This is a genomic window from Mesorhizobium salmacidum (SeqCode), assembly GCF_037179605.1.
GTDB classification, from domain to species: Bacteria; Pseudomonadota; Alphaproteobacteria; order Rhizobiales; family Rhizobiaceae; genus Mesorhizobium; species Mesorhizobium salmacidum.
This window is the reverse complement of record NZ_JAPYKS010000040.1, coordinates 26,117-33,779: the sequence shown is the minus strand read 5'-3', so window position 1 is coordinate 33,779 and position 7,663 is coordinate 26,117. Positions and strand designations below refer to the sequence as shown.

Below are 7,663 nucleotides of genomic sequence, written 5' to 3'. Positions count from 1 at the left end.
TCGCCGCCGTGTTCATGGGCACCGACGTCGATCAGCCGCGCAATCTGGCGAAATCGGTGACGGTGGAATAGCTATCGGCGACTCCCAATTGCCGCCCGCAAATTTTGTATCGATCGGTGATACTTGCCCGCCGCTCTGTATCAATGTATGATACAATTAAGAGGGCGCCTCGTTGATCGTTTCGTTTAAAGGTAAGGCGGTCGAAGCGGTTGCCGAAGGGAAGGCGCCAAAAGGCTTTCCGCCGGATTTGGTTGCTCGTGGCGAACGTCGTCTTCGCGCGATTGCCAACGCTGCCCAGCTGAATGACCTTCGATCGCCGCCCGGAAATCATCTGGAAGCCCTGAAAGGGAGCCGCGTTGGGCAACATTCAATTCGCATCAACGACCAGTGGCGCATCTGCTTCAGGTGGACGGCTGCTGGGGCTGAAGACGTGGAGATCGTCGATTACCATTGAGCGGGCACTTGCCCTGAACCCTTGAGGACTCCTGAACTATGCTCAAGTTCGCACGTCCAGTTCATCCTGGAGAATTCCTGCGTGAAGAATATCTCGTCCCGCTCGGCATGAGTGCAGGCGCGCTGGCGAAAAAACTCAATCTTCCGCGCACCCGTATTGAACGCATTGCCAAGGAAGAGATCGGCTTGACTCCCGACACGGCCCTTCGCCTCGCCAGGTTTTTCAACACAACGCCTGAGTTTTGGATGAATTTTCAGCAGGCTTACGAGCTTGAGACTGAGGCGAAGAAGCTGGCGCCGGAACTTGAGAAGATCGCGCCGCTGGAAACAGCCGCATAATAGGACCTTTAAAAACTTCTAAAAACTTCGCAGTTCCAAAGCGCCTTCCGGTTCACTAATGTCGCGCCGCAACCCGTGCCCGGTGAACCATGTCAGACGCTTCGAAGACTTCCGGCATGACCCGGCTGAGGAACTATTTCCTCACGGGCTTCATCGTCTGCGCGCCGCTGGCGATCACCGCCTATATCGCCTGGTCCTTCATCGGCTGGGTCGATTCCTGGGTCAAACCCTATATTCCGGCGCGCTACAGTCCCGACAGCTATCTGCCGTTCCCGGTTCCGGGGTTCGGGCTGATCGTCGCGCTCATCCTGATCACGCTGATCGGCTTCCTGACGGCCAATATTGTCGGCCGCGCCATCGTCGGCTTTGGCGAGCGCCTGCTTGGCCGCATGCCGCTGGTGCGCGGCATCTATAGGTCGCTGAAGCAGATTTTCGAGACCGTGCTGTCGAACAAGGGCGACATGTTCCGTCAGGTTGGGCTGGTCGAATATCCACGCAAGGGTGTGTGGTCGCTGGTGTTTGTCGCCAGTGAGAAGGAAACCGAGATCAACCAGAAACTCGACCAGGAAGGCGATCCGCTGATTGCGGTGTTCATGCCGTGCACGCCGAACCCGACGACCGGTTTCCTGATGTATGTTCTGAAGTCGGACATCGTGCCGCTCGACATGACGATCGAGGACGGCGCCAAGCTGATCGTATCGGCCGGGTTGGTGGCCCCCGAGGTGAAGACGAAACTGGTGACGCTGAACGGTGAGCCGATCAACGGAACCCTGGCCAATCCGCCGCTAGGGCCTCATCCGGCGCGCAGGAGCCGCACGGCCTCGTCGCGGCCGAACAAGTAGAGCAGGAGCCGCAGCGCCTCGCCGCGATCCGATTGCAGTTCGGGGTCCCGCGACAGGATCAGCCTGGCGTCGTCTCGGGCGGCCTCCAGTAGGTCGGCATGCGCCTCGATGCGCGCCACCTGGAAACCCGGCGTGCCGGACTGGCGGGTACCGAGCAATTCGCCTTCGCCGCGCAATTTCAGATCCTCTTCGGCGATCAGGAAGCCGTCCTCGGTCTCCCGCATCACCGACAGCCGGCGTTTGGCGGTCTCGCCAAGCGGGTCCTTGTAGAGCAGCACGCAGGATGAGGGCTTGTCGCCGCGTCCGACCCGGCCGCGCAACTGGTGCAACTGGGCGAGCCCGAAGCGTTCGGCATGCTCGATGACCATGATCGTGGCGTCAGGAACGTCGACGCCGACTTCGATGACCGTGGTGGCGATCAGGATGCGCGTCTCGCCTTGCTTGAAGGCACGCATCGCCTCGTCCTTCTCGGCACCCTTCATGCGGCCATGGACAAGGCCGATGCGATCGCCGAACAGCGGCTTCAGCGAAGCGAAGCGATCCTCGGCCGACATTAGCTTGATTTCTTCGGATTCCTCGACCAGCGGGCAAATCCAGTAGATCTTCTGGCCATCCGCGACGGCATCGAGCATGCGGTCGACCAGCTCGTCGAGCCGTTCGAGCGGCAGGGTGACGGTGCGGATCGGCTGACGGCCGGCCGGCTTTTCCGTCAGCTTCGAGACATCCATGTCGCCGAAGGCGGTCAGCACCAGCGTGCGCGGGATCGGGGTCGCGGTCATCACCAGCATGTCGGGCGCGTCGCCCTTGGCGGTTATGGCAAGCCGCTGATGAACGCCGAATCGATGCTGCTCATCGATGACGGCCAGGACCAGATCGTGGAAGCTGACCGTTTCCTGAAACAGCGCGTGGGTGCCGACGATGATATCGATCTCGCCGCTGGCAAGACCAGCCAGTGTTTCGGCTCGCTCGCGGCCCTTTTCACGGCCGGTCAGGATGGCGATGCGCAAGCCAACCTTGGCTGCAAGCGGGGTGATCGTCGCCAGATGCTGGCGCGCCAGGATTTCGGTCGGCGCCATCAGCGCCGCCTGGCCGCCGGCCTCGACGGCGCGTGCCATGGCCAACAAAGCCACGACCGTCTTGCCCGAACCGACATCGCCTTGCAGCAGCCGCAGCATGCGCTCTGGATCGGCGAGATCGGCGTTGATTTCGGCGAGCGCGAATTCCTGCGAGGGAGTGAGCGAATAGGGCAGGGCCGCGCGCAGCTTCTCGACGATGCGGCCATCGCCGACGAGAGGGCGGCCTGACAGGCGTCGCACCTTTGCCCGCACCAGGGCCAGCGAGACCTGGCCGGCGAGCAATTCATCATAGGCGAGGCGGCGCCATGCAGCCCCTTCGACCGCGACATCGAGCGGATCGCCGGGATAATGGATGCGGGTCAGCGCGTTGCCAACGGACGGAAAGCTCTGGCGGCGCATGAAGGCATCATCCTGCCATTCCGGCAGGTCCGGCAGGCGGCCGAGCGCCTGGCCGATCGCACGGCGCAGCACCTTGCCGGATAGCCCCGCGGTAAGCGGATAGACCGGCTCGACCAGCGGCAGGTTCTCGGCTTCGCCGGCGAGTGCGATATGGTCGGGATGGACCATGGTCGGGCGTCCGTTGAACCATTCCATACGGCCTGACACCACGACATGCTCGCCGACAGGCATTGCCTTTTCGAGATAGGCGGCATGGGCATGGAAGAAGGTCAGGCCGATTTCGCCGGTATCGTCATGGGCGTAGACCCGGTAGGGCACCGACCTGTTGCCGCGCGGCGGCGGCTGGTGGCGGTCTATGCGCAGCTCGAGCGTCACGATGGCGCCTTCGGCCGCGAGGGCGATGCCAGGCCGATTGCGGCGGTCGATGACGGTGTGGGGCAGCACGAACAGGAGATCGCCGGCGCGCGCGGCGCGATCGCCGAGGTCGGCCGCCACGACCTTCTCGATCAGGGCACCGACCTTCGGCCCGACGCCGGCAAGCGAGGTGATCGGGACAAATAGGGGATCGAGTATGGAAGGACGCATGATGTCAGCTTATGTCGCGATGGCCGCAGCGCAAAGGCTGACACCGCCCACTATCCACGCTATATGCGCCGCTTGAAGCGAGGATGCGGCACAATGACCGGAACGAAACGATCAAGCGAGGGGCTGGACGCCCGCCGCCGCAAGCTGTTGTTCCGCTCCTGGCATCGCGGCTTACGCGAGATGGACCTCATCCTCGGCACCTTCGCCGATGCCGAGATCGGCACCTTGACCGCCGAGGAAATCGACCAATATGAGAGGCTCCTCGATATTGCCGACACAGAATTCCTGCCGCTGGTCACGGGCGAACGCCCGGTGCCGGCGGAGATCGACTGTGCCGTCCTGCAAAAAATCCTGGCGTCCCGCCGGACCATGACATTCTGAACAAAAGCAATTCCAGGAAAAGTGCGAAGCAGTTTTCCGTTCGGAATTGCGATAAACAAGACCGTGATTTGATGGCTCTCATCCCCACCATTGGCTTGCCGAAGGGCCGCGCCGGCCAGTTCATCGTCGACGGTGTCGCCGACGGCTACGAGGCCTTCGCGCTGGTACAGACGGCGCTCGAAATCGCACCCGACAAGCCGGTGCTGTTCGTGGCCCGCGACGGCCAGCGCTTGCCGTCCATCATCGAGGCGCTGTCCTTCGTCGCGCCCGGCCTGCCTGTGCTGGAACTGCCTGCCTGGGACTGCCTGCCATACGACCGTGTGTCGCCCGGTTCCGATGCCGCCGCCAAGCGCCTCGATGCACTGACCGCCATGATCGCGCTGGCGAAGAAACCGCACCGTGCCGTCATTCTCACCACCGCCAACGCGCTGCTGCAGCGCATTCCGCCCGCTGAGCTTGTCGAGGCGCAGACCTTCCACGCCAGACCCGGCAACCAGATCGACATGAATGCGCTGATCGCACGGCTGGAGACGTCGGGTTTCGAGCGGGTGCCGACCGTGCGCGGCATCGGCGAATTCGCGGTGCGCGGCGGCATTCTCGACCTCTTCGCACCCGGTTGGACCGAGGCGCTGCGGCTTGATTTCTTCGGCGACACACTGGAATCGATCCGCGTCTTCGACGCCGCCACGCAGCGCACCACCGGCCAGCGCAAGTCGATGGCGCTGCAGGCGATGAGCGAAGTGGCGCTGACGCCGGAAACCATCAGCCGCTTCCGCCGCTCCTATATCGAAGCCTTTGGCGCGCCATCGCGTGACGACGGGCTCTACGCGGCGGTCAGCGAAGGGCGGCGCTTCGCCGGCATGGAGCATTGGCTGCCGTTCTTCTACGAGCGGCTGGAGACCGTGTTCGACTACCTGCCCGACGCACCCGTGGTTTTCGACCATCTGGCGCATGAGGCGCTTGCCGAGCGCCATACGCTGATCCTCGACCACTACGAGGCGCGCAAAAAACAGGCTGACGGGGCGCTTAGGGATGCGGTGCCCTACAAGCCGGTTGCGCCGGACCTGCTCTATCTCTCGCCGGAGAATCTCAAGGCTTCGCTTGGCGAGCGCGAGGACATCGATTTTACCGTGTTCGATGCGCCTGATTTGGGGGGTAAGAAAGTCTTCCACGCCGGCTCGCGCCATGGTCGCAGCTTCGTCGAGGAGCGAGCCGATCCGAACGTCAATGTCTTCGATGTCGTCGTCCGGCACATAGCCGACGAGCGCGCGGCGCGCCGCCGCGTCGTCATCGCAGGCTGGACCGAAGGATCGCTCGACCGGCTTGGCCAGATCCTGGCCGAGCACCATCTCGGCAATCTCAAGCAGGTCGAGACGCTGGCGGAGGCTGAACAGCTCGAGCCGGGACAGGCCGCATTGGCGGTTTTGCCACTGGAATCCGGCTTTGAGACTGAACGGCTGGTGGTTGTCGCCGAACAGGACATTCTCGGCGACCGGCTGATCCGCCGCTCGAAGCGCAAGAAGCGCGCTTCCGATTTCATTGCCGAGGCCTCGGCCTTGTCGGCCGGTGACATTGTCGTCCATACCGACCATGGCATTGGCCGCTTCATCGGCCTGCGCACCATCGAAGCGGTCGGCGCGCCGCATGACTGCCTGGAAATCCACTATGCCGGCGACGACCGGCTGTTCCTGCCGGTGGAAAACATCGAGCTGCTGTCGCGCTACGGCTCCGACACAGCCGAGGCGACGCTGGACAAGCTCGGCGGCGGCGCCTGGCAGTCGCGCAAGGCCAAGCTGAAGCGGCGCCTGCTCGATATGGCCGGGCAACTGATCCGCATCGCCGCCGAGCGTCAGATGCGCGCCGCGCCGGCGCTGGTGCCGGCCGAAGGCCTCTATGACGAGTTTGCCGCCCGTTTCCCTTACGAGGAAACCGACGACCAACAGACGGCCATCGACTCGGTGCGCGATGACCTTGGCGCCGGCAAGCCGATGGACCGGCTGATCTGCGGCGACGTCGGCTTTGGCAAGACCGAAGTGGCGCTGCGTGGCGCCTTCATCGCGGCGATGGAAGGGTTTCAGGTCGCGGTGGTGGTGCCGACGACGCTGTTGTCGCGCCAGCATTTCAAGACATTCTCGCAGCGTTTCTCAGGGCTTCCCATTCGTGTCGCCCAGGCCTCGCGGCTGGTCGGTGCCAAGGATCTGGCCGAGACCAAGAAGGGCATCGCCGAAGGGCAGGTCGATATCGTTATCGGCACCCATGCGCTGCTCGGTTCCGCCATCTCGTTCAAGAATCTCGGCCTGCTGATTATCGACGAGGAGCAGCATTTTGGCGTCAAGCACAAGGAGCGGCTGAAAGACCTGAAGACCGACGTCCATGTGCTGACGCTGTCGGCGACGCCGATCCCGCGCACGCTGCAGCTGGCGCTGACGGGCGTGCGCGAACTGTCGCTCATTGCCACGCCGCCGGTCGACCGCATGGCGGTGCGCACCTTCATCTCGCCGTTCGATCCGTTGGTGATTCGCGAGACGCTGCTGCGCGAGCGTTACCGTGGCGGGCACTCCTTCTATGTCGTGCCTCGTATCAGCGATCTGGCGGAAATCCATGATTTCCTGAAGGAATCCGTTCCCGAACTGAAGGTAGCGGTGGCCCACGGCCAGATGCCACCGGGCGAACTCGACGACATCATGAACGGCTTCTATGACGGCCAGTACGACGTGCTTCTGTCGACCACAATCGTCGAATCCGGCCTCGACATCCCGACCGCCAACACGCTGATCATCCATCGCGCCGACATGTTCGGCCTGTCGCAGCTCTACCAGCTGCGCGGCCGCGTCGGGCGCTCGAAGGTGCGCGCCTATGCGCTGTTCACCCTGCCGGCCAACCGCAAGCTGACCGACACCGCCGAGCGTCGGCTGAAGGTGCTGCAATCGCTCGACACGCTGGGCGCCGGCTTTCAGCTCGCCAGCCATGACCTTGACATCAGGGGCGCCGGCAATCTTCTCGGCGAGGAACAGTCCGGGCACATCAAGGAGGTCGGCTTCGAGCTCTACCAGCAGATGCTGGAGGAAGCGGTGGCCGAGGTGAAGGATTCCGGCGAGGTCCAGGATGGCGGCTGGTCGCCGCAGATCGCCGTCGGCACCGCCGTGATGATCCCGGAAGGCTACGTGCCGGACCTGCAGCTCAGGCTGGCGCTCTACCGCCGTCTCGGCGATCTCGAAAACACCGAGGAAATCGACGCCTTCGGCGCCGAGCTGATCGACCGTTTCGGCCCGCTGCCGGAGGAGGTGAAGCATCTCCTCAAGATCGTCTTCATCAAGGCGCTCTGCCGCAAGGCCAATGTCGAGAAGCTCGATGCGGGGCCGAAGGGCGTCGTCATCCATTTCCGCAAGCGCGAATTTTCGAACCCCGTCGGACTGGTCAAGTATATTGGCGAGCAGGGTTCGCTGGCCAAGATCCGGGCCGACCACAGCGTGGTCTTCATCCGCGACTGGCCGACGGCGGAGAAGCGTCTGGCGGGCTCGGCTGTCGTCATGACGCAACTGGCGAAGTTGGCTGAGAAGACGGCCTGATCTCGCTTTTCGGGGCGTC

Annotated in this window: 6 protein-coding genes and 1 pseudogene; 6 read left to right on the top strand and 1 reads right to left on the bottom strand. The window is 63.4% G+C overall.

The window, feature by feature from the left end:
* The 4 genes and pseudogenes from O7A60_RS32030 to O7A60_RS29555 all read left to right on the top strand — a co-directional run.
* Positions 1 to 71, top strand: a pseudogene (locus tag O7A60_RS32030) (SIS domain-containing protein); the annotation flags it as partial.
* 101 nt (positions 72 to 172) lie between these two features.
* Positions 173 to 454, top strand: coding sequence for a type II toxin-antitoxin system RelE/ParE family toxin (locus tag O7A60_RS29565; protein WP_224590168.1), 282 nt, complete (start codon positions 173 to 175; stop codon positions 452 to 454).
* 38 nt (positions 455 to 492) lie between these two features.
* Positions 493 to 792 (top strand): HigA family addiction module antitoxin, encoded by a 300-nt coding sequence (locus O7A60_RS29560; protein ID WP_337109222.1) that lies wholly within the window; start codon positions 493 to 495, stop codon positions 790 to 792.
* A gap of 89 nt (positions 793 to 881) precedes the next feature.
* On the top strand, positions 882 to 1,634 hold the full coding sequence (locus tag O7A60_RS29555; RefSeq protein WP_337109221.1) for a DUF502 domain-containing protein: 753 nt from the start codon (positions 882 to 884) through the stop codon (positions 1,632 to 1,634).
* On the opposite strand, the gene recG is transcribed toward O7A60_RS29555, so the two are convergent.
* Positions 1,586 to 3,694 (bottom strand): ATP-dependent DNA helicase RecG, encoded by a 2,109-nt coding sequence (gene recG, locus O7A60_RS29550; RefSeq protein ID WP_337109220.1) that lies wholly within the window; start codon positions 3,692 to 3,694, stop codon positions 1,586 to 1,588. The genes O7A60_RS29555 and recG overlap by 49 nt on opposite strands.
* A 93-nt stretch (positions 3,695 to 3,787) precedes the next feature.
* Between recG and O7A60_RS29545 the strand changes: the two genes are divergently transcribed.
* On the top strand, positions 3,788 to 4,075 hold the full coding sequence (locus tag O7A60_RS29545) for an FAD assembly factor SdhE (protein WP_337109219.1): 288 nt from the start codon (positions 3,788 to 3,790) through the stop codon (positions 4,073 to 4,075).
* A 71-nt stretch (positions 4,076 to 4,146) separates the two neighbouring features.
* Complete coding sequence (gene mfd, locus O7A60_RS29540) at positions 4,147 to 7,644, top strand: transcription-repair coupling factor (RefSeq protein ID WP_337109218.1); 3,498 nt, start codon at positions 4,147 to 4,149, stop codon at positions 7,642 to 7,644.
* Positions 7,645 to 7,663 lie beyond the last annotated feature (19 nt).

Bases quoted from the DNA above. Each gene is read 5' to 3' on its own strand.
- O7A60_RS29545 (WP_337109219.1), top strand. From the start codon at position 3,788: ATGACCGGAACGAAACGATCAAGCGAGGGGCTGGACGCCCGCCGCCGC.
- O7A60_RS29560 (WP_337109222.1), top strand. From the start codon at position 493: ATGCTCAAGTTCGCACGTCCAGTTCATCCTGGAGAATTCCTGCGTGAA.
- O7A60_RS29555 (WP_337109221.1), top strand. From the start codon at position 882: ATGTCAGACGCTTCGAAGACTTCCGGCATGACCCGGCTGAGGAACTAT.
- mfd (WP_337109218.1), top strand. From the start codon at position 4,147: ATGGCTCTCATCCCCACCATTGGCTTGCCGAAGGGCCGCGCCGGCCAG.
- recG (WP_337109220.1), bottom strand. From the start codon at position 3,694: ATGCGTCCTTCCATACTCGATCCCCTATTTGTCCCGATCACCTCGCTT.